Annotated in this window: 17 protein-coding genes; 10 read left to right on the top strand and 7 right to left on the bottom strand. The window is 67.2% G+C overall.

The features are described 5' to 3' along the window. Positions 1-3: 3 nt before the first annotated feature. The 4 genes from JMY28_RS22095 (at position 4) to JMY28_RS22080 (ending at position 4,189) form a co-directional block, all read left to right on the top strand. A complete protein-coding gene (locus JMY28_RS22095; protein ID WP_201698055.1) occupies positions 4-936 on the top strand; it encodes a LysR family transcriptional regulator in 933 nt (310 codons plus the stop codon). Positions 937-1,060: 124 nt separating this feature from the next. Continuing rightward, a complete protein-coding gene (gene hutH / locus JMY28_RS22090) occupies positions 1,061-2,596 on the top strand; it encodes a histidine ammonia-lyase (RefSeq protein WP_201698054.1) in 1,536 nt (511 codons plus the stop codon). Between the two features lie 29 nt (positions 2,597-2,625). Then, the gene (hutC, locus tag JMY28_RS22085) at positions 2,626-3,321 is read left to right on the top strand and encodes a histidine utilization repressor (RefSeq protein ID WP_201698053.1); all 696 of its coding nucleotides are present in this window, start codon (positions 2,626-2,628) and stop codon (positions 3,319-3,321) included. Positions 3,322-3,538: 217 nt separating this feature from the next. Then, positions 3,539-4,189 carry a hypothetical protein gene (locus JMY28_RS22080; RefSeq protein WP_201698052.1) on the top strand — a complete coding sequence of 217 codons (651 nt, stop codon included), beginning with the start codon at positions 3,539-3,541 and terminating at the stop codon, positions 4,187-4,189. Positions 4,190-4,230: 41 nt separating this feature from the next. Here the strand turns inward: JMY28_RS22080 and JMY28_RS22075 are convergent, their stop codons facing one another. Next, complete coding sequence (locus JMY28_RS22075; protein WP_201698051.1) at positions 4,231-5,109, bottom strand: LysR substrate-binding domain-containing protein; 879 nt, start codon at positions 5,107-5,109, stop codon at positions 4,231-4,233. Positions 5,110-5,239: 130 nt separating this feature from the next. On the opposite strand from JMY28_RS22075, the gene JMY28_RS22070 reads away from it, so the two are divergent. The 3 genes from JMY28_RS22070 to JMY28_RS22060 all read left to right on the top strand — a co-directional run bounded on the left by JMY28_RS22070 (position 5,240) and on the right by JMY28_RS22060 (position 9,511). Continuing rightward, on the top strand, positions 5,240-6,490 hold the full coding sequence (locus tag JMY28_RS22070; RefSeq protein ID WP_236596987.1) for an aminotransferase class I/II-fold pyridoxal phosphate-dependent enzyme: 1,251 nt from the start codon (positions 5,240-5,242) through the stop codon (positions 6,488-6,490). A 101-nt stretch (positions 6,491-6,591) separates the two neighbouring features. Next, entirely contained in the window at positions 6,592-7,578 is a 987-nt protein-coding gene (locus tag JMY28_RS22065) for a helix-turn-helix domain-containing protein (RefSeq protein ID WP_201698050.1), read from the top strand. Positions 7,579-7,585: 7 nt separating this feature from the next. Beyond that, on the top strand, positions 7,586-9,511 hold the full coding sequence (locus JMY28_RS22060) for a DUF3857 domain-containing transglutaminase family protein (protein ID WP_201698049.1): 1,926 nt from the start codon (positions 7,586-7,588) through the stop codon (positions 9,509-9,511). A 7-nt stretch (positions 9,512-9,518) separates the two neighbouring features. Here the strand turns inward: JMY28_RS22060 and JMY28_RS22055 are convergent, their stop codons facing one another. The 5 genes from JMY28_RS22055 to glgC form a co-directional block, all read right to left on the bottom strand. Then, on the bottom strand, positions 9,519-10,742 hold the full coding sequence (locus JMY28_RS22055; RefSeq protein ID WP_201698048.1) for a branched-chain amino acid ABC transporter substrate-binding protein: 1,224 nt from the start codon (positions 10,740-10,742) through the stop codon (positions 9,519-9,521). A 314-nt stretch (positions 10,743-11,056) separates the two neighbouring features. Continuing rightward, on the bottom strand, positions 11,057-11,518 hold the full coding sequence (locus JMY28_RS22050) for a hypothetical protein (RefSeq protein ID WP_201698047.1): 462 nt from the start codon (positions 11,516-11,518) through the stop codon (positions 11,057-11,059). A gap of 102 nt (positions 11,519-11,620) precedes the next feature. Then, the gene (gene pdxY / locus JMY28_RS22045; RefSeq protein ID WP_201698046.1) at positions 11,621-12,493 is read right to left on the bottom strand and encodes a pyridoxal kinase PdxY; all 873 of its coding nucleotides are present in this window, start codon (positions 12,491-12,493) and stop codon (positions 11,621-11,623) included. Positions 12,494-12,654: 161 nt separating this feature from the next. Next, a complete protein-coding gene (glgA, locus tag JMY28_RS22040; protein ID WP_201698045.1) occupies positions 12,655-14,145 on the bottom strand; it encodes a glycogen synthase GlgA in 1,491 nt (496 codons plus the stop codon). 79 nt (positions 14,146-14,224) lie between these two features. Continuing rightward, positions 14,225-15,490 (bottom strand): glucose-1-phosphate adenylyltransferase, encoded by a 1,266-nt coding sequence (gene glgC, locus JMY28_RS22035; RefSeq protein WP_201698044.1) that lies wholly within the window; start codon positions 15,488-15,490, stop codon positions 14,225-14,227. A gap of 389 nt (positions 15,491-15,879) precedes the next feature. Here glgC and JMY28_RS22030 point away from each other — a divergent pair, with 389 nt between their 5' ends. Beyond that, positions 15,880-16,989, top strand: coding sequence for an alpha/beta fold hydrolase (locus JMY28_RS22030; RefSeq protein ID WP_201698043.1), 1,110 nt, complete (start codon positions 15,880-15,882; stop codon positions 16,987-16,989). Positions 16,990-17,034: 45 nt separating this feature from the next. Here the strand turns inward: JMY28_RS22030 and JMY28_RS22025 are convergent, their stop codons facing one another. Further along, the gene (locus JMY28_RS22025) at positions 17,035-18,039 is read right to left on the bottom strand and encodes an LLM class flavin-dependent oxidoreductase (RefSeq protein WP_201698042.1); all 1,005 of its coding nucleotides are present in this window, start codon (positions 18,037-18,039) and stop codon (positions 17,035-17,037) included. 727 nt (positions 18,040-18,766) lie between these two features. Here JMY28_RS22025 and hpnI point away from each other — a divergent pair. Both hpnI and hpnJ read left to right on the top strand, forming a co-directional pair. Next, the gene (gene hpnI / locus JMY28_RS22020; RefSeq protein ID WP_201698236.1) at positions 18,767-20,032 is read left to right on the top strand and encodes a bacteriohopanetetrol glucosamine biosynthesis glycosyltransferase HpnI; all 1,266 of its coding nucleotides are present in this window, start codon (positions 18,767-18,769) and stop codon (positions 20,030-20,032) included. A gap of 108 nt (positions 20,033-20,140) precedes the next feature. Beyond that, positions 20,141-21,165 (top strand): hopanoid biosynthesis associated radical SAM protein HpnJ (gene hpnJ / locus JMY28_RS22015; protein ID WP_201698041.1); only part of this gene is annotated, 1,025 nt, incomplete at its 3' end.

Raw genomic sequence — 21,165 nt, 5'->3', positions numbered from 1 at the left:
ACGATGAAGACGTCGACCGACGAACTGCTCGTATTCGTCACCGTGATCGATGCGGGGTCGATCACCGCCGCCGCTGAAAAGCTCGAGCAGACCGTATCGGGCGTGAGCCGCGCGCTTACGCGGCTCGAAAAGCAGTTGGGCGTCGCGCTGATCTTGCGCACCACACGGCGCTTGCAGCTCACGGAAGAGGGCGAACTGTTCCTCGATCGCGCCCGCGCCATTCTTACGGCGATGGCCGATGCCGAAGAGGCCGTCACGCGCCACCGCGAGCGTCCTTCCGGGCGCTTGCGCGTGGATGCGGCCACGCCGTTCATGCTTCACTGCATCGTGCCGCACGTCGCGGCGTTCGCGCACGCCTATCCCGAGATCGAACTCGAGCTCACGAACAACGAGCGCATTGTCGATTTGCTGGAGCAGCGCGTGGATATCGCCATTCGCATCGGCACGCTGCAGGACTCCACGCTGCACGCGCGCGCGCTCGGCTCGAGCCGTTTGCGCATCCTGGCGAGTCCCGGCTATCTCGCGGCGCACGGCACGCCGCGCAGCGTAGCCGCGTTGCGCGAACATCGGCTGATCGGCTTTACGGCGCCTGCGCATCTCAACGGCTGGCCGTTGCGTATCGCTGGCGGCGACGAAGCGGGCACGGCCACAAAGACGCAAGAGACCGCATCCGGCTACACGATCGCCCCGGCGCTTTCGGCGTCGAGCGGCGAGACGATACGGCAGCTCGCGCTTGCCGGCAGCGGCATCGCGTGCCTCTCCGACTTCCTCACCGCGGCCGACCGGGAGGCGGGGCGCCTCGTCACCGTACTCGACGACGCGCTGATCGAATCGCGCCAGCCGATCCACGCCGTGTACTACCGCAGCGCGGCGCTCGCGACGCGCGTGCAATGCTTTCTCGCGTTTATTGGGGGCAGGCTGCAACTCGACGAGTGACGGGCGCTCGCGGCGCTCTCGTGGATAGTCCCAGGACACAAGGGTCGCAAAGGGGAGTTGTATAGACAGGCGCGCCAGGCTAGACTTCGGCCACTTTCGCGACTTGTATAGACAGGATTCGACCATGCTCCCGACCCTTCGCCTCACGCCCGGCCATCTGACCCTGCCCCAACTGCGCCAGATCGCGCGCGAGGCAGTGCGGCTCGAGCTCGATCCGGCCAGCTTCGCGGCCATCGACGCAGGTGCACGCGCCGTTGCCGAGATCACGGCGAAGGGTGAGCCCGCCTACGGCATCAATACGGGCTTCGGGCGTCTGGCGAGCACGCACATCCCGAACGACCAGCTCGAACTGCTGCAGCGCAACCTGGTGCTTTCGCACGCTGTGGGCGTGGGTGAGCCGATGTCGCGTCCGGTCGTGCGTCTCTTGATGGCGCTGAAGCTGTCGAGCCTCGGCCGCGGCTATTCGGGCATCCGCCGTGAAGTGATGGACGCGCTCATCACGCTCTTCAACGCAGACGTGCTGCCCGTGATTCCGGTGAAGGGCTCGGTTGGCGCCTCGGGCGACCTCGCGCCGCTCGCGCATATGTCGTGTGTATTGCTCGGCATTGGTGAAGTGTTCATCCGCGGTGAGCGCGCCAGCGCCGAGGCGGGTCTCGCCGCTGCGGGCCTCAAGCCGCTCGCGCTGCAGGCGAAGGAAGGGCTCGCGCTGCTCAACGGCACGCAGGCTTCCGCCGCGCTCGCCATCTACAACATGTTCGCGATCGAAGATCTTTACCGCACGGCACTCGTTTCGGGCGCGCTGTGCGTGGATGCGGCGGCAGGTTCGGTGAAGCCGTTCGACGCGCGCATTCACGAACTGCGCGGTCATCGCGGCCAGATCGATGCCGCCGCGGCCTATCGCACGCTGCTCGAAGGCTCGGCGATCAACCTCTCGCACCGCGACTGCGGCAAGGTCCAGGACCCGTATTCGCTGCGCTGCCAGCCGCAGGTGATGGGCGCGTGTCTCGACCAGATGCGTCACGCGGCGCAAGTGCTGCTCATCGAGGCGAACGCGGTTTCGGACAATCCGCTGATCTTCCCGGAAACGAACGAAGTGCTCTCCGGCGGCAACTTCCACGCCGAGCCGGTGGCCTTCGCCGCCGACAATCTCGCGCTGGCCGCAGCCGAAATCGGCGCGCTCGCCGAGCGTCGCATCGCACTGCTGATCGACGCCACGCTCTCGGGCCTGCCGCCTTTCCTCGTGAAGGACGGTGGCGTGAACTCGGGCTTCATGATCGCGCACGTCACGGCCGCCGCACTGGCGTCGGAAAACAAGACGCTCGCGCATCCGGCATCGGTCGATTCGCTGCCGACTTCGGCGAACCAGGAAGATCACGTTTCGATGGCGACGTTCGCCGCGCGCAAGCTCGCCGATATCGCCGACAACACGGCCAACATTCTTGCGATCGAACTGCTCGCCGCGGCCCAGGGCGTGGACCTGCGCGCACCGCACCACACGAGCCCGGCGCTTGCGCACGTGATGCAGTCGGTGCGCGCCGAGGTGCCGCATTACGACCTCGACCGTTACTTCGCACCGGACATCGAAGCGATCACGCGTCTCGTGCAGAACGGCGCGATTGCTTCGCACAGTCCGCTGGCATTCGAGTCCGAGGCGCGCTAAGCCGCGTTGCTGCGACACGGGCCAACGCGATGAACGCTCCCGCATACCAGGGCATCAAGGACTTCATCCTCGCGCGTATTCACGCCGGTGAGTGGAGCGAGGGCGACCAGGTGCCTTCGGAGAACGAACTGGCGCGCGAGTTCAAGGTCGCGCGCATGACCGTGAACCGGGCGCTGCGAGAACTCACCGCGGAACAGGTGCTCACGCGCGTACAGGGCGCGGGCACGTTCGTCGCGCGGCCCAAGTACGAATCGACGCTCGTCGCCATTCGCAGCATCTCCGACGAAATCCTCGCGCGCGGGCACCGCTACCGCGCCCAGGTGCTCGAGATCGGCGTGCATCGTACAGACGAGGCGCTCGCCGTCGAAATGGGGCTCGCCGCGAACGACCAGGTGTTCAACTCGCGCGTGCTCCACTTCGAGAACGACGAGCCCGTGCAGCTCGAAGAGCGCTGGGTCAATCCCGCCATCGCGCCCGACTACGCGGCGCAGGACTTCACGCACATCACGCCGAACCAGTACCTCGTGCATGTCGCGCCGCTGCAGGGCGTGGAGTACCGCATCGAGGCGCTCGCGCCCGAGGCGGATACGCGCGTGCACCTCGCCATGGGCGAGTCCGAACCGTGCCTCGTGCTGCACCGGCGCACGCGCTCGCGCGGGCTCGTCGCTTCGGTCGCCAACCTCTGGCATCCGGGCAGCCGCTACCGCTTCACCGGGCATTTCTAAGCCCGCGCAACTCGCGCGTGGCCTGTGCAGCGCTCTATCTCGCCATTTCCTCAGCTTTTTCCCCGTGCCCGGTCGGTTGTCGTCGGCATGCGTCTTGCTGCGTTTTCAGATTGTCGACCACATCGCGCCAATGGGGCCAGACGGCCCGAGAAAGCGCGCGTGGTGCGCCGCAGCCCGTATCATTGGAGGGTGACGCGAACGAAGGAGGAGCTCCGCAATGGACGATGCCAACGCCACGCTCATGCCGATGTGGCGGGCCAATCTGGCGCTGCTTACGCGCGAGGTCGGCTCTGCGACGCGGCTCGCGCGCATGATGACGTTTTCCGCGAGCCACATGAAGCTGATCGTGTCGGGTGAGCGCGACTTCAGCGCGGAGTTCGTGCGCGGCGTGGAAGCCGTCACGGGCCTGCCCGAAGGCTGGATGGACGTGAAGCACGAGAGCGCCGATGTACCCGACGAGACGCGCGAGGCGATCGCAAGCGAGACGCCGCGCGCGCGCTTTCGCGGCACCGCGCATCCGGTGCGCAAGGCGCCTGTGCTGCGCGTGGAGCCGATTTTCGGCCAGGGCGCGAAGCGTGAGGAAGTGACGGCAACGCCAGAGGCGCACCGGCGTCTTGCGGGCATGCGCAAGATCCGCGATCTCGCGGCGCAGGACGTGCGCAAGCTCGAGCGCTACCTGAGCGTGCCGCCGGTCGAGCCTGCGGTGCTGCGCTCGCGCATCGAAGACGTGATCAACTACGCCGACCCCGACGAGCGCGTGCGCGCCGATCTCGAAGGCCGCCTCGAGCAGATTGAAAAGCATCGCGAAATGCTGCTGCGGCATGTCTCGCGCCTTTACGCGCTGCTTTCTCGACTGGGCGACGACTGATTCGTTGCCCGAAGCATCGTCTGCGCAGTTATCGTTTGAAGTCAGCGCTCTTGTACGCGCAACTCCGCGAGGATCTGATCGGCGAGAAAGTCGCACGGCGGGCGGTTCGAGCGTGCGCTGCGCGCGAGCACCACTTCCAGCTCGGGCAGTTCCGGCAGGCCATGCTGACGGCCGAGCGTGACGAACGTCTCGGGCACCGCGCAGCGCGCGAGCGGCGCGATGGCGAGACCCGCTGCCACCATGCTGCACAGGCCCATCAGGCTCGGGCTTTCATACGAGGTGCGATAAGCGATCTTCGCGCGCTCCAGCGCCTGGATCGCGTTCGTGTGCGCGACGCTGCCGCCGCCGAAGAGGGCGACCGGCAGCGGCCGCTCGCGCCAGATCTCGCGCCCGCTCGCCGCGCTCACGGCCGCGGGAGGCGCTGCCCACACCATCGGCTCGAAGCGGATGAACTCACCCGCGAGGCCCCGCGTGCGCGTGATGCAGGCGAGGTCGATCTTGTTGTCTTTCAGGAGCGGCATGAGCGCGCTGCTTGGCAGCCCGATCACCTGGATTTCCACCTTCGGCCAGTTCGCCGAGAACTTGCGCAGCACCGGCGGCATGAGTGAGGACGCGTAGTCGTCGGGCACGCCGATCGACACGCGGCCCGTCACCTCCGGGTGCGCGAGCGAGGCCCACGCTTCGTCGCGCAGCGCGAGCATGCGCCGCGCGTAGGCGATGAGCGTCTGGCCATCGGGCGTGGGCGTGACGCTGCGCGGCGCGCGGATGAAGAGGGGCTTGCCGATGGATTCCTCGAGCGCGCGGATCTGCATGCTGAGCGCCGCCTGCGAGCGGTGCACGAGCGCGGCGCCGCGCACGAAGCTGCCGGCGTCGGCGACGGCCACCACCATGGCGAGCACGTCGAGGTCGAGGGTCTTCATTGGTATAAGAAAAATTGATCGAAGCCTTCAATATAACGCGTTTGTCTGAACGCGGGGGCAGGCCGATACTGGGGACGTACCGACCGTTCACGTTGTTCCCCGCGCAGTCCTTCGTTTTTCGGAGAAGCCCATGTTGATGTCGCCGCCCGTCGATTTGACCTACGAACGATTCCAGCAACTGAACATGCGGCTCGACATGTCGCGCGGCAAGCCTTCGCCCGAGCAGCTCGATCTCTCGCAGGCGCTTATCGATGAAGCGGGGCAGGCGGGCTATCTCGCGCGCGACGGCTTTGACTGCCGCAACTACGGCCTCGCGAGCGGCTTGCCCGAGGCGCGCGAGCTGGGCGCGCAGCTGCTCGGTGTACCGAGCGCGCAGGTGATCGCTGCGGGCAATTCGAGCCTCGAACTCATGCACGACGCGCTGACATTCGCGCTGCTGCATGGCGTGCCGGTGGGCGAGGGCGCGGACATGAGCGCGCCGTGGCGCGCGCAAGGCGAGATCGCCTTCGTGTGTCCGGTGCCGGGCTATGACCGCCACTTCGCGATCTGCGAGGCGCTCGGCGTGCGCATGATCGCCGTGCCGATGCGCGAGGACGGTCCCGACATGGACCGCGTGGAAGCGCTCGTGCGCGACGATCCATCGATCAAGGGCATGTGGTGCGTGCCGCTCTACAGCAACCCGACGGGCGCGATCTGGTCCGACGAGGTGATACGGCGTCTCGCCGCGATGCCCGCCGCACCCGACTTCCGCCTCTTCTGGGACGATGCCTACCGCTTCCACCATCTCACCGACGAAGCGCTCACGACGCTCGACGTGTTCGAGACCTGCGCGGCGGCGGGCCACGCGCAGCGCGCGCTGATGTTCGCATCGCTGTCGAAAGTGACGTTCGGCGGCGGGGCGTTCGCGTGGCTCGCCGCCGCGCCGCGCAACGTGGCCTGGTGGCAGACGCATTCGGCCGTGCGCACCATCGGGCCGGACAAGCTCAACCAGTTGCGCCACGTGCGCTTTCTGCGCGAGCGCGCGACGCTCACTGAACTGATGGCGCGTCATCGAGCGCTCCTCAAGCCGAAGTTCGACGCTGTCGACGAGGTGTTCCGCGCGCGCCTGACCGGCGTGCCCGGCGTGAGCTGGAACGTGCCGCAGGGCGGCTATTTCATCAGCCTTTATGCGCCCGAGGGCTGCGCGCGGCGCACTGTCGAACTCGCGGCGGCGGCGGGCCTCGTCCTCACGCCCGCGGGCGCGGCGTTTCCCTATGGCGTCGATGCGCACGACAGCCATCTGCGCATCGCGCCGTCGTTTCCGTCGCTCGAAGCGGTGCGCCTTGCTGCCGAGGGCATCGCGCTTTCGCTGCTGCGCGCCATCGACGAGCGCAGGGGATAGCGGCCAGTGCGAGGATCGGGGCAGGCTCGGCGGCGGCCGCGTCGATGTGCTACAACGGCAGACGTAGCCCACGAACGTAGCTCACTTCCCGCGAGGTTGCCGTGCAAGGTCTCGCCGCTTCACTGCAACGCGCGCTCGCTCAGCGCGAGCGCGAAGGCCGCGCCGATAGCGGCCGTGCGCCCACGGTGCGTCCGCTCGCGGGAGGCGCTGGCTGGTCGGTTGACGATGTTGTCTGCACGCTCGGCCCCGGCGACCGGCCCTACGAGGAGCGCCACACGAGCGCGTGCCTCGCCATCGTGGCAGCAGGCGTGTTCGGCTACCGCAGCGGCGACGCGCGCGCGCTCATGACGCCCGGCGCACTCATGCTGGGCGTTGCCGGGGCCTGTTTCGAATGCGGCCATCGTCATGCGGCGGGCGACCGCTGCCTCTCGTTCCATTACGACCCAGCCTGGCTCGACGAGCAGGCCGCGGCCGCGGGTCTTGCGTCGGGCGCCAGGCGCTGGCGCGCCGCGCGGGTGCCGCCGGGGCGCGCGCTCGCGCCACTCGTGGCGCACGCTTGCGCCGACGCGCTCGCGCAGGAGCGGGCTCACGCGAGCGGGGGCGGCGGCGCAGGGTGGGATGAAATCGCACTAGAACTGGCGCTCACGACCTTGCGTGTGGTGGCGAGCGGCAAGGACGCGCTTGCTCCCGCTACGCCCGGCGCCGCCGCGGCGGCGCGCGTGGTTGCGACGCTGCGCCTGATCGACGAGACGCCCGACGACGCCCATACGCTCGCCAGCCTCGCGAGCGCGGCGGGCGTGAGTGAGTTCTATTTTCTGCGCACCTTCTCGGTCGTTGCCGGCGTGACCCCGCATCAATATTTGCTGCGTGCGCGGTTGCGCGGCGCCGCGCTGCGTCTGGCCGCCGACGACGAAGCGAAGATCGTCGACGTTGCGCTCGCGAGCGGCTTCAACGACCTCTCGAACTTCAATGCCGCGTTTCGCGCGGAGTTCGGCGCGAGTCCGCGCGCATGGCGTGCTGCGCAGCGCGAGCGCCATCTCGCGCAGACCTCATGGCCGAACGCCGCGCAAGCGGCGGTGCGCGCCTGAACCGCCCATGACGCGAGGCGAGTCGTTCAGGCGTGCCGCCCGGTGCGTCGCGTCGTGCCTTGCGTTGAGCCTGGCAATCGCGAGCGGACATGCTCGCGCCGGGACCACAGATAGCGCCGCGCAAAACGACGTCCCTCCGTACACGCTCGAGCGCGACGTACATCTCTTCGTGGTGCAGCAGGACGGCTCGGTCGTCGAGGACGACGACACCGTGCTGCGCGCGAACACGACTGCCGGCGTGGACGAGATCGCCCAGCGCTACGTCTGGTTCAATAAGGATATCGAAACGATCGCGAAGCTCTCGGCCGAAACCATCGACCCGGACGGCGCCACGCACGCGGTTGGCGCGAGCGGCATACGCGACGTGCAGGAGCCGCGCTCGGCGGGCGCGCCCACGTTCGAGGACGGCGTGCTGCGCACGGTGATCTTTCCGGGCGTCCAGGTTGGCTCGCGCGTGCATCTGCATTTCGCGAAGCGCCGCGCGAAGGCGCTGGATGCGGGCACGTTTTCGTACTTCGTCGAGCCGACCGGCGAACCCGTCGAGTTTCAGCGCCTCATCTTCGATCTGCCCGCCAACGTGCCGCTCCACGTCGATGCGCGCGGCTACACGGCGCTCGCCCCCGAGACGGCGAACGGCCGCACCCGCTACGCATTCGACTACCGGCACGGCCCCTATGCGCCGCTCGAAGCGGGAGCGGTGGCCTACGTGAACTGGGGCGACCGGCTGATGGTAACCACCGTGCCCGACTTCGCCGCGTTCGCCACGCGCTACCGCGAAGCCGCCGCCGATCCCACCTCGACCGATCCGGCCATTGCATCGCTGGCGCTTGCGCTCACGTCGGATGTGAGCGACCCGCAAGAGAAGGCGCGCCGCATCTACGACTGGATGCGCTTCAACATTCGCTACGTCGCGCTCTTTCTTGGCGAGACCGCGGCCGTGCCGCATCGCGCGACCGACATCCTGCGCAACCGCTACGGCGACTGCAAGGACCACGTGGCGCTTTTCAGCGCGCTGCTCGCAGCGGTGGGCATCCGCGCCGAGCCCGTGCTGCTCAATCTCGGCCCCGTCTACGCGCTGCCCGACGTGCCGGGCTATGGCGCGCATGCGATCAACCACGCGATCGCCTGGCTGCCCGACCTTGGCTTGTACGCGGACACGTCGTCGGGCGGCTACGCGTTCGGCTACCTGCCGCCGGGCGTGATGGACCGGCCTGTCCTGCTTGTCGACGACGGTGTGCTCTCACGCACGCCCGCGACCGAGCGGCGCGAGCGCACGGCGCGCCTTTCGCTCGAGGTGGGCGCGACGGGTGACGCCGCCTACAGTTACTACGTGGAAGACGAGGGCGCGGGCGCGGAGCCCGAGCGCAATTCGTTTCGCCGCGCGACGCGCGCGGGGGCACAGCAACTCGCGTCGCAGCGCCTGCGGCTCACCGGGCTCGCCGGCACTGTGCGCGTGAGCACGAGCCCCACGGACGCGACCGACGGTCCGTTTTCGGTGACGATGCAAGGCACGCTCGATCACGTGGTCTGGCGCGACGGCACAACCGCGATTACGACGACGAGCAGCTTTACGGGCGGCATCGCCACGCAGATCGACAACTGGCTTGCGCAGCCGCGCCGTACGCAACCCTGGGCGTGCATCGGGGGGGAGTTTGCGGAGAGCGCGCAAATCGAGTTGCCCGCGTTCGCGCGCGTGACCGACGTGCCGCAAGATACGCAAGTGAACGACGCGTTTCTCGACTACACATCGCACTACGTGTTCGACGCGCGCTCGCGCACGCTGCAAATCGAGCGGCGGTTATCGGCGCGCTTCGGCCACCAGATGTGCACAGCCGACGAATTCGCGCAGATGCGCGACGCGCTCGTCCGTATCGAGCGCGACACGCACGCGCAGATCGTCGTGCGGGGAGCGCTTGCGCCGCGGGCGCAATGAGCGGCGCTCAGCCGCCGCGCGTCGTCACCGGCACCCACACGCCTTTCTTCACCTGCCAGAGTGTGGAGGCGCCGTTCTTGAGCGAGCCGTCTGGCTCGAAGGCGATGCGACCGGTCACGCCGTCGAAGGCGAGCGCCTTGAGCGCGCTACGGTACACCTCGGGCTGTGCCGACTTCGCATTGACCATCGCATGGATCGCGGCCCACGCCGCGTCGTAGCCGAACGGCGCGTAGGCGAGCACGTTGGCGCCGAAGCGGCTTTTATAGGCCTGCTCGAAGCGCGGGCCATCGGGCAGTTGCGCGAGCGGGCGGCCGTATTCCCAGGCCATCGCGCCTTCGGCGGCGGCTCCCGCGTCGTGGGTGAAGTCGGTGTTCGCCACGCCGCCGCCGCCTACGAACTGCGCGTTCATGCTGCGCGCCTTCATCTGCTTCACGAGCGCCGCGCCCTGGTGGGCGAGGCCGCCGAAGTAGAGCAGGTCGGCATCGGCGGCCTTGATTCTCGCTAGCTGCGGACCGAAGTCGCTCGCGATGCTTTCCGCGAACTCGCGCGCGACCACGTTGCCGCCATGCTCGCGCACCGCGCGCTCGAACACGTCGGCTTCGCCCTGGCCGAAGGCGGTGCGGTCGTCGATGATGGCCACGCGTTTGGCCTTCATCACGTCCACGGCCCACGCGCCGGCTACGCCTGCGTTTTGCGCGTCGTTTGCAATCACCATGAAGGTGTTGGCGAAGCCTTGGGACGTGATGACGGGATTGGTCGCTGCGGGGCTGATCATCGGAATGCCGGCGCTCTCGTAGATGCGCGAGGCCGGAATGGCCGAGCCCGAGTTGAAGTGGCCGACCACGGCATTCACGCCCTGGTTCGCGAGCGTCGCGGCGGCCTGTACGCCGAGGCGCGGATCGCTGCGGTCGTCGATGGGCACGAGCTCGAAGTGCGCCGTTTGCTCGCCTATCTTGAGGTTTTGCGCGTTCGCTTCGTCGAGGGCGAGCTGCACGCCGTTTTCCAGGTCGCGGCCGTAGTCCGCGTATTCGCCAGAGAGCGGCGAGACGAAACCGATGCGTACGTTGAGCGGGCTGGCGGCCACAGCGTTGCTGCTGGCGCCGAGTGCGCAGAGTGTGCCGATCAGGAGCCCGGCCGCTAGCTTGTCGCATGGGCGGCGCTTACCGAACCCACGGCGCGCCGTGGCAAATGCGTAGGCAGTGGCGGTTCTGAGCGCGGCGGCGAGACTCATCGTGACTCCTTGCGCGACAGCGGCGCGGTGCTCTTGTGGGCGTTTTTTTCAGGTACGCCCCGCTTGCGCGCCGGCGGTGGCGCGCAAGCGGGGCGTCTCGTCTTCGGGTCTTGCTGTTTGCGGCTGCGGCTTGCCAGAACGTGCTGTGCGAACGGCTGCGCGCGTGGGCGGGGTGTCTCGGCCGGCTCCCCATGTGCGCCGGCCGGGCGCCGGCCTTCGTGAGGCGGCGGATGGCGAGCAATATATCAGGCTGCCCGGTCTGCCGGTCATTCAGCCGCGCGTTCAGCTGCTCACACAATGTCGCGCGGGTAGGACTAGTTGTCCCGTTGCAGCTCGAAGAGCGCGTCGCGCAGGCGCACGAGCGGCGCCATGGTGTCGGCGCTCGCCCAGCCTTCGAGGTCGTCGAGCGCGCGATTGCAGCCGTCGAGCACCACGTCGAGATCGACGGGAATGCCGTTGGCGAGCGCAAAGCGAATCGTCGCTTCGAAGCGTTCGCATTCGTCGTCGCCGTACGAGATGTCGAGCGTGTCGGCAATGGTTTGGGCGATGTCGCTGCGTTCGCGGTCACTCTCGTCGACGAAGTCGACGATGCCGCGCGCGACCTCGGGCGCATGGTAAAGCGCGATGTCGAGCCATACAGCGGCGTCGAATTCGCTTTCGTGGCTTTGTTCCTCGAAGTATTCGATTGCTTCCTGCACGTGGGTCTCGCCGGCGTCGACGGCGAGGCAAAGCTGCTCGAAATACTCTTCCTGTTCGCTACGGATTGAATCGGACATCGGTCATTCTCTAAATCTAAAGACGGTGGGCGCCGCGGCTGCATCTGCATCTGCCGCATATCATGCGAACGGCATTATAGGCCGCGCGCGCACCTCCTCAGTCTAGGCGGCATCCACCGACCAGGCGTCGAACCATTCGCGCGGGCGCGCGATCTGGTCTTGCGCCGCGACGATCTCCAGTTCGTAACGGCCCGCGTCATAGGTCGCCTTCACCACCGCGTTCACCGCCGCGAGCGTGTGCTCGAACGCGCGGCGCAGCGAGTCGCCGAGCATCAGGCGCGCGACGAACACCGCGCTCGTCACGTCGCCGACGCCCACCGGTTGGCGCGCGAACGGGTAGAGCGGACGCTGGCCGAGCCAGGCTTCGTGCTCGGTCACGACGAGCATGTTGAAGCGGTCGGCGGGGCTGTTGCGGTCGAGCAGATGCTTCACGAGGATCAGCTTCGGGCCGCGCCTGAGCACTTCGCGGCACGCGAGCACGGCTTCTTCCGCCGTCTCGAGCTCGCGGCCGACGAGCCGTTGCAGCTCGCTGTGATTGGGCGTCATCGCGTCGGCGACCTCGGGCATGTTGCGGACGAGGAACTCCTGAATGCCGGGCTCGACGCGGCAGCCGTTCTCGGCGTTGAGCGTGCCCATCACCGGGTCGCAGAAATAGCGCGCCTGCGGGTTGGCGGCCTTCACGGCGCGCACCACGTCGATCACGGCCTGGGCCTGCTCGGGTGCTCCGAGGTAGCCGGAGAGCACCGCATCGCAGCGCGGCAGCACGCCGATCGCGCCAATGCCTTCGACGAGATCCACGACCTCGTCCGAGCCGATGGCGGCGCCGGTCCAGTGGCCGTATTGCGTGTGATTCGAGAACTGCACCGTGTTGAGCGGCCAGACATTCACGCCGAGGCGGCGCATGGGAAACACCGCGGCGCTGTTGCCCGCGTGACCGAACACGACGTGGGACTGGATGCTCAAAACGTTTTTCATGGCCGGTCCAGATTTCGTTGTGGCTTGCGGCGCGCTTCGCATGGCGCCCCTTGCGCAGGTGCAGCAACGATAACCGAATTCGCCGCGCGCAGTCGATGGATGCGTGGGCGCGGTGTTGCGTGCGCGCCTGCGAGCGCGCCTGCATTTCGCTTGGGGAGACGCTAAGCCACGACGTTTTGACCGGCCAGCTCGCGATAGAGCGTCATGTAGCGTTGCGCCGACGCCGCCCAGCCGAAGTCCTGCTGCATTGCACGCGAGCGCGTGTCGCGCCAGTCGCGGCTGCGTCCATAGAGCGCGAAGGCGCGGCGGATCGCGGCCGTGAGCGCGTCGGGCTCGAAGCGCTCGAACACGAAGCCCGTGGCGAGGCCATCGGCGAGATTTTCCAGCGAGGCGTCGACCACGGTATCGGCGAGTCCGCCCACGCGGTGCACGAGCGGCAGCGCGCCATAAGCGAGCGCGTAGAGTTGCGTGAGGCCGCACGGCTCGAAGCGCGAGGGGACCATCATCACGTCGGCGCCCGCGACGATCTCGTGCGCGAGCGTCTCGTCGAACCCCAACTCCACGGCCACCGATTCGGGATGCTGGTGCGCGGCGCGCGCGTAGCCCTGTTCGAGGCTGGCGTCGCCGGTGCCGAGCACGACGAGTTGGCCGCCGCGCGCGACGATCTCGGGCAACGCCGCAAGCAGCAGGTCGAGGCCCTTTTGCTCGGTGAGCCGGCTCACCACGCCGAACACCGGCGCGTCGTGCTTTTGCGCGAGCTTCAGGCGCGTCTGCAGTGCCGCCTTGCAGCGCATCTTGCCGCTCTGGCGCGTGGCCGAATAGCGCGTGGCGATGGCCGTGTCGCTCGACGGATTCCACACGGCGTAATCCACGCCATTGAGGATGCCCACGAGGTCGTGCGCGCGTCCGCGCAGCAGCGCCTCGAGGCCGCCGCCCTGGGCGACCGTCTGAATCTCGCGTGCGTAGGTCGGGCTCACCGTCGTGATCTTGTCGGCGAAATAGAGGCCGGCTTTCAGAAACGAAAGCTGGCCGTAGAACTCCACGCCATGCATGTCGAAAAAGTCGCGTGGCAGGCCGAGCGAGTCGAACTGCTGCGCGGGGAAGATGCCCTGGTACGCGAGGTTGTGAATCGTGAAGATCGAGCGCGCGCCGCCGGGCGCCACGCTCGCGCCGCGCTCGCGCGCCGCCGCGCGCAGGTAGGCCGGCGCGAGCCCCGCGTGCCAGTCGTGCGCCTGCACGATGGCCGGCGCCCAGTCGGGATCGAGATGCAGTGCGAGCTGCGCGGCGCTCCAGCCGAGCAGTGCGAAACGCTGCGCGTTGTCGCCGTAGGGCACATGCTCGGCGTCGAGGTAGGGGTTGCCGGGGCGCGCGTAGAACGCGTCGGCGCGGATCATGTAGACGGCAAGTTCGCTGCCGGGCAGGCGCCCGAGTTCCAGCGTCGCCTCGGGCGCGCCGAAGGTGCGCGCAAGACGCGCGACGGGCCGCAGGTCCGCGAGGCCCGCCGCCACGGGCGCGAAGCCCGGCAGCAGCAGGCGCGCGTCGGCGCCCTGTTCGATCAGCGCTGCGGGCAGGGCGGCGGTGACGTCGGCGAGGCCGCCGGTCTTCAGGAGCGGATACAGCTCGCTGGCTACGTGCAGGACGCGAATGGTCATCGGGAGTCAGTCCTCTCGGTGCTCGGGTTGCTTGCGGGTTGGCGCGTCCTTGAGCGTCTGCAGTTCGCCAGGCACTCGGCTAGCCTGGCAACTTCGCCAGCGCCTCGCCCGTGACGAGCACGACGCCGCTCTCGGTACGATAAAAGCGTTCGGCGTCGCGCGCGGCGTCTTCGCCGATCACGGTGCCGTTGGGAATCGTGCAGCCGCGGTCCACGACGACCTTGCGCAGCCGGCAACTCGTGCCCACCGTCACCTGTGGCAACAAGACTGCCTCGGCAATGTTGCAGAACGACTGCACGACGACATTCGACGAGAGCACTGAGCGCGAGATCTGCGAGCCCGAGATCACGCTGCCGCCGCACACGATCAGGTTGGTGCCCGAGCCCTGTAGACCGTTGAGGTCGCGCACGAACTTGGCGGGCGGCAACTGCTCCTGGTAGGTCCAGATTGGCCAGTGGCGGTCGTAGAGGTCGAGCGCGGGGATGGTCGAGGCGAGGTCGAGGTTGGCGGACCAGTAGGCGTCGACCGTGCCTACGTCGCGCCAGTACGGTTCGGCGGCCGGGTCCGACGACACGCAGGACATGCTGAACGGATGTGCGATCGCGTGGCCGTCGCTCACGACGCGCGGAATGATGTCCTTGCCGAAGTCGTGGTCGGTGGCCGAGCGCGAGATGTTCTCTTCGAGCAGATGGACGAGGTAGTTCGTGTCGAACACGTAGATGCCCATGCTCGCGAGCGCGATGTCGGGGCGTCCCGGCATGGCGGGCGGATCGTCGGGCTTCTCGACGAAGCCGGTCACGCGGCGCGCCTCGTCCACGGCCATCACGCCGAACGCGCGTGCTTCCATGCGCGGCACCTCGATGCAGCCCACCGTGCAGTCGGCGCCGCTCGCGGCATGGTCGGCGATCATGCGCGTGTAATCCATCTTGTAGATGTGGTCGCCGGCCAGCACCACCACGTACTTCGGGCTGATCGAGCGGACGATGTCGATGTTCTGGTACACGGCGTCGGCGGTGCCGCGGTACCAGTGCGCGCCTTCCACACGCTGCTGCGCGGGCCACAGGTCGAGGAACTCGTTGAATTCGCCGCGCAGGAAGCCCCAGCCGCGCTGCAGGTGGCGCAAGAGCGAGTGCGCCTTGTACTGCGTGACGACCGCAATGCGGCGGATGCCCGAATTCAGGCAGTTCGAGAGTGCGAAATCGATGATGCGGTACTTGCCGCCGAAGTACACGGCCGGCTTCACGCGCTTGTTGGTAAGCGGCCCGAGGCGTGTGCCGCGGCCGCCAGCGAGCACGATGGCGAGGGTGGTGCGTTGCAGATCGTTGAGGCTTGCCGGAGTTTCCATGGACGTCTCCTTGTTGTGCCCCCGGTATGGCCGCCGCGGCCCGCCTTGTCCTGCCCGGGCCTGTGCGGTCCTTCTCTGGTGTGCCTGTCGCGTCCCTGATGCGGCGCGTTTCGCAGTGCAGCAAGCGTGCCGTGCGCCGCGGACGTCTCGTGCGTCCTGTATTGACTGTTCTAGCACCGAATGCAGCGTAGCGCGAATTGCCTTTCCGCAGGTACGGACATGCCCGCCACAAGTGTGCGAGGCGTTCGTGAGCAGCAAACGGCATGCCGCACGCCCAAGCGGGGCGCGAAAGGCGGCAAGAGCGGGGCGGGGCCGCTAGAATCGCTGGCTGTATCGGCGCCATTTCGCCGTCCTGTTTCCTGTCCGACCTTTCGCCCGATTCCTGATCGATGAGCGCCATCCTGAACCCCACGCTTGCCCGCTTTGCCCCTTTCGTTGCCGCGTTGAGTGCGGCCGCGCTCTGTCACGTCGCGTTCGCCGCAGACCCTGAGGCGAGCGGGGCCGCGCCGATGGGCGCGTCGTCAGGTCAAGTCGCGACCCAGACGCCCGACGGCCCCGCGTATGGCCCCGAGCTGCAGGGCTTCGAGTATCCGCATCCCGTGCATGACTTTGCGTTCGTTTCGCAAGGGCAAACGCTGCATATGGCGTACATGGACGTGCAGCCCGCGAAGCCGAACGGACGCACCGCGGTCCTGCTGCATGGCAAGAACTTCTGCTCGGCGACGTGGGACGCGACCATCCGCGAGCTGCATGCCGCGGGCTACCGCGTGATCGCGCCGGACCAGATCGGCTTTTGCAAATCGAGTAAGCCCGCTTCGTACCAGTTCAGCTTCCAGCAGCTCGCGCGCAACACGCACGCGCTGCTCGCGGCGCTCGGCGTGCATGACGCGACGATCATCGGCCATTCAACGGGCGGCATGCTGGCGGTGCGCTACGCGCTCATGTATCCGGGCGAAACGGAGCAACTCGTGCTCGTGAACCCGATCGGGCTCGAAGACTGGAAGGCGAAGGGGGTGCCCTCGATCCCGGTGGACGACTGGTACGCGCGCGAACTGAAGACGAACGCCGACGGCATTCGCCGCTACGAGCAGGCCACCTATTACGCGGGTCAGTGGCGGCCGGCCTACGAGCCGTGGGTGCAGATGCTGGCGGGCATGTATCGCGGGCCGGGCAAGGCGCGGGTGGCGTGGGACTCCGCGCTGCTGTACGACATGATCTACACGCAGCCGGTGGTCTACGAGCTCGGCCAGTTGCAGATGCCGACGCTCTTGCTCATCGGCGACAAGGACACGACCGCCATCGGCAAGGATCTCGCTCCGCCCGAGGTGCGCGCGCAGCTCGGGCACTATCCGGTGCTGGCCAAAGCCGCGCAGCGCGCCATTCCCCACGCGACGCTCGTGGAGTTCGCCGAGCTCGGGCACGCACCGCAGATGCAGGATCCGCAGGCGTTTCATGCCGCGCTGCTCAAGGGCCTCGATGCGTTGAACACATCGCACTGAGGGTGCGTTTGCCTGACCGAACGCGAGGCAAGCCTCGCGTTCGGGTTACCGTCGCGCGGCGGCTTCCTTCAGTTCCTCGCGGGCCTGCGCCGCCATCTCGAATGAACGCAGGCGCGCCGCGTGATCGTAGATCTGCGCGGTGACGATGAGTTCGTCCGCGCCGGTCTGTTCGATCACCGAGGCGAGGCCCGCGCGCACGGTTTCCTGGTCGCCGACCACGGAACAGGCGAGCGAGTGCGACACACCGGCCAGTTCGAACTCATTCGCCCCGATCTGCTCAACCGGCGGCGGCAGCTGCCCCGGCGTGCCGCGCCGCAGATTCACGAACTGCTGCTGCAGCGACGTGAAGAGAAAGCGCGCCTCTTCGTTCGTGGGCGCGCCGAACACGTTCACGCCGACCATCGCATGCGGCCTGGCGAGCACGGCAGACGGACGGAACTGCGAACGGTAAAGGCGCAGCGCGGTGAGCAGATGGTCGGGCGCAAAGTGCGAGGCGAACGCGAACGGCAGGCCCATCGCCGCCGCGAGCTGTGCGCCATACAGGCTCGAGCCGAGGATATAGAGCGGCACGTTCAACCCCGCGCCGGGCACGGCGCGCACGCGCTGGCCTTCCACGGGCGCGGCGAAATAGCGCTGCAATTCGGCCACGTCGTCGGGGAAGCTGTCGGCGCTGCCTTGCAGGTCGCGGCGCAGCGCGCGCGCCGTGGTCTGGTCGGTGCCGGGCGCGCGCCCGAGGCCGAGGTCGATGCGGCCAGGGTAGAGCGCTTCGAGCGTGCCGAACTGCTCGGCAATCACGAGCGGGGCATGGTTCGGCAGCATGATTCCGCCCGAGCCCACGCGGATGGATTGCGTGCCGCCCGCCACGTAGCCGATCACCACCGAGGTCGCCGCGCTGGCGATACCCGTCATGTTGTGATGCTCGGCCAGCCAGAAGCGGTGATAACCCAGGCGTTCGGCGTGCCGGGCGAGATCGAGTGTGTTGTGCAGGGCGGCACCGGCATGGGAGCCCGCCGGGATCGGCGAGAGGTCGAGTACGGAGAATAGGGTCATGGGCTAGCTTGGGGCCTGGTATAGGGAGCGCGGCGCGCGTGCGGTGCGCCGGTCTCTCGACGCGAGGCCGCAAGGCAGTCGCAAGGTGCGGCTATTGTGCCAAACCACTTTCGTTCGTGCTGGAGGCTTTCAGGAACCCATGCCACTAGCATGGATTCCGATACGGTTGATTGCTTTTACGCACCGTCGATTTGAATATTAACGAGAATTACTCTTGTTTAAATGCAAGGAGTGCGTTTTTAATTCAAAATTATTAAAGAATCATTTCTATATGCTTACCGATTTTATTCGGGATGGAAAAGCTCTGGAAGGCGCCTGTTTAATCGCTGAAATAGTTACTTTTTTTGCAACTTTGGCAACGCATTTTCTCGTGTCTGTCGGAAGCAGCCGACGGAGCTTGCTGATACAATTTTCCGCGTCGAATCGGGGATCGACCATATACGGCCGTTTCAACCGATGGTTTATCTCCATTCGTTGTTTATTCAATTGCCTTGCATCGTGTAAGCCGGTTTCAATTGGCCGGTTTCTAGCCTCGAATGTGTAATGCGGCTACGATGCGCGGTCTATTTCTGGATTTTCAGGGCAGGGAAATGGTACGTGGTGAAACGCGAATTCCGGTCGGGGCACCGCAGGAGCTTTACCCCTTGCGCGCAGCCGGCGGCGAGCGCGGGTTGCCCCACGTAACCCGACAAGGCGGCGCGCTATGACGGTGTCGCAGGTTTTCGCCATGTCGGCGCCCTGGCCCGTGCTCGTCTGGGTCGTGGTCGTGCTGTGCGGCGTTGCCGCTTTCTACGGCCTCGTCGCCGCGCTCACCATGCCGCGCCTGGGTTCCGCCGCGCTCGTGCGCGAAGCCGCGCGCCGCGCGCGGCGTGCGCAACCGCAACCCGTGAGCGTGCTTAAGCCCTTGTGCGGCGCCGAGCCGCGCCTCTACGAAAATCTCGCGACCTTCTGCGAGCAGCGGCATCCGCGCTTTCAGTTGCTGTTTGGCGTGTCCTCGCCGGCGGATCCGGCCATTGCGGTAGTGCGCCGGCTGCAGGCGGCGTACCCGGGCCATGACATCGAGCTCGTGATCGACCCGCGCGTGCACGGCAGCAATCTCAAGGTGAGCAACCTCATCAATCTGGCTGCGCGCGCGCGTTACGACGCGATCGTCGTGGCCGACAGCGATATCGCCGTCGAACCCGACTATCTGGAGATCGTCACCGCGCCGCTAGCCGACCCGGACGTAGGCGTCGTGACCTGCCTCTACAGCGCCCGCAGCATCGGCGGTTTCTGGCCGCGCGTGGGCGCGCTCTTCATCAACGAGTGGTTCGCGCCCTCGGTGCGCGTGGCGCATTCCACGGGCTCACGCGCGTTCGGCTTTGGCGCGACGCTCGCGCTATCCCGCGCGACGCTCGAGCGCATCGGCGGCTTCGCCGCGCTCAAGGACTGCCTCGCCGACGACTATCTGCTTGCCCGTTACGCACGCGATCACGGCCTCGCGACGGTGCTCGCGCCGGTGGTGGTGGCCACCGACGTGATCGAGCCGACCTTCGGCTCGCTCTGGCTGCGCGAGACGCGCTGGCTCCGCACCATCCGCTCGGTGAATCCGGCGGGCTTCGCTTCACTGTTCATTACGTTTCCCACGCCGTGGCTTGTGCTGGGTGCGTTGTTTTACGGCCTGCTCGCGGCGGGGGCCGGCATCGGCGCGTGCGCGACGACGCGCACGGCGCTGGCCGCGCTCGCCACGACCATGATGGCGGGTATCATTGCCCGTTTGATACTGCACACGCGAGCGAGCGCAAGCTGGCGCGCGTTCTGGCGCGATTTGCCGCTCGTGCCGCTGCGCGACGTGCTGCTGGCCCTGCAGTGGCTTTCCGCCGCGTTCGGCTCGCACGTGATCTGGCGCGGCGTACGCGTGAGCGTCGCCAATCCCGAGGCCGATGCGCCTTCCGCCATGGCCAGGCCCGCGCGCGCGCAGCGGCCTGCCGTCGAAGGATCGGACGCTCGCTGAGCGCGTCGTTTTAATGCCGGCGCTTGATATCCGCTTGATATCCGCTTTCTACCGAATGTCACCTCAATCATCACCCGACACACAACGGGTACCCGGAGCACTCATCGCATGAAAACGCTGTTTCTGCAGGCCCCGTCGTATGACGGCTTCGACGGTGGCGCGGGCTCGCGCTACCAGGCAAAGCGCGAGATCCGCTCGTTCTGGTATCCCACCTGGCTTGCGCAGCCCGCGGCCCTCGTGCCCGACAGCCGCGTGCTGGACGCGCCGGCCGACGGCCTGGGCGTGGAAGAGACGCTGAAGATCGCAGCGCAGTACGACCTGGTCATCATCCACACGAGCACGCCGTCGTTCCCGACCGACGCGCAGTTCTGCGAAGACCTCAAGAAGCGCAAGGCCTCGATCGTCATCGGTCTGGTGGGCGCGAAGGTGCAGGTCGATCCGCACAATTCGCTGACTGCGACCGAAGCCATCGATTTCGTCTGCCGCGAGGAATTCGACTTCACGTGCAAGGAAATCGCCGAAGGCATGCCGCTTGCCGAGGTCAAGGGCATTTCGTGGCGCGCGAAGGACGGCTCGATCGAGCACAACGCATCGCGCCCGGTGCTCGAGGACATGGACTCGCTGCCGTTCGTGGCGCCCATCTACAAGCGCGACCTGAAGATCGACAATTACTTCATCGGCTATCTGAATTACCCGTACGTGTCGATCTACACGGGTCGCGGCTGCAAGTCGCGCTGCACGTTCTGCCTGTGGCCGCAGACGGTGAGCGGCCACCGCTACCGCACGCGCTCGGTCGAGAACGTGCTCGAAGAAGCGAAGTGGATCCGCGACAACATGCCGGAAGTCAAGGAACTCATGTTCGATGACGACACCTTCACCGACGACTTGCCGCGCGCCGAAGCGATCGCGCTCGGGCTCGGCAAGCTCGGTATGACGTGGTCGTGCAACGCCAAGGCGAACGTGCCGTACAAGACGCTCAAGGTCATGAAGGAAAACGGCCTGCGCTTGCTGCTCGTGGGCTTCGAGTCGGGCGACGACCAGATTCTCGTGAACATCAAGAAGGGGGTGCGCACGGACTTCGCGCGCCGCTTCAGCGCCGACTGCAAGACGCTCGGCATCAAGGTTCACGGCAC

It is taken from the genome of Paraburkholderia hiiakae (assembly GCF_904848665.1).
Lineage (GTDB): Bacteria > Pseudomonadota > Gammaproteobacteria > Burkholderiales > Burkholderiaceae > Paraburkholderia > Paraburkholderia hiiakae.
The sequence above is the reverse complement of the archived record's forward strand: the minus strand, read 5'-3'. Positions and strand labels throughout refer to the sequence as shown.